The following is a 420-nucleotide window of genomic DNA, read 5'->3' as shown; positions in this document are numbered from 1 at the left end:
GAGGCCCAGCACAGCGCGCGCGGCAGCGACTCCGTGAAGTCGCCCAGGTAGGCGGTCACGTTGGCGAGGGACACCTCGTCCAGGCGGACCTTCGCGTACGACAGGTCGTCGTCGTTGAGCAGCACGACCGCCGGACGGGCCCGGCCCACCAGCTCCGGCACCACCGTGAGGGCGCCGTCGATGTCCAGCTCGATCCGGTCCGTGCGCACGAGCGCGCCGTCGCTCAGGTCGTACAGGCCGACCGCGATGCGGTGCGGACGCAGCACCGGCTCGCCCTTCGCGCCCGCGGGGAGCGCCGGGGCCTCCTGGCGGATCGCGAAGGCGGTGATGACGCCCTGCGCGTCCGTCTCGACCTCCGGACGCAGGACGTTGATGCCGGCCGTCTCCAGCCACGCCGTCGACCAGGCGGTCAGGTCGCGG

At 73.6% G+C, this 420-nt stretch carries 1 pseudogene; it reads right to left on the bottom strand.

Features of this window, described 5'->3' with window-relative positions:
- A pseudogene (locus G3I71_RS48500) lies at window positions 1–420 on the bottom strand (ERAP1-like C-terminal domain-containing protein); the annotation flags it as partial.

Source organism: Streptomyces sp. SID12501 (assembly GCF_010550245.1).
In the GTDB taxonomy this organism is placed as follows: Bacteria; Actinomycetota; Actinomycetes; order Streptomycetales; family Streptomycetaceae; genus Streptomyces.
This window is presented reverse-complemented; position numbering and strand designations above follow the sequence as displayed.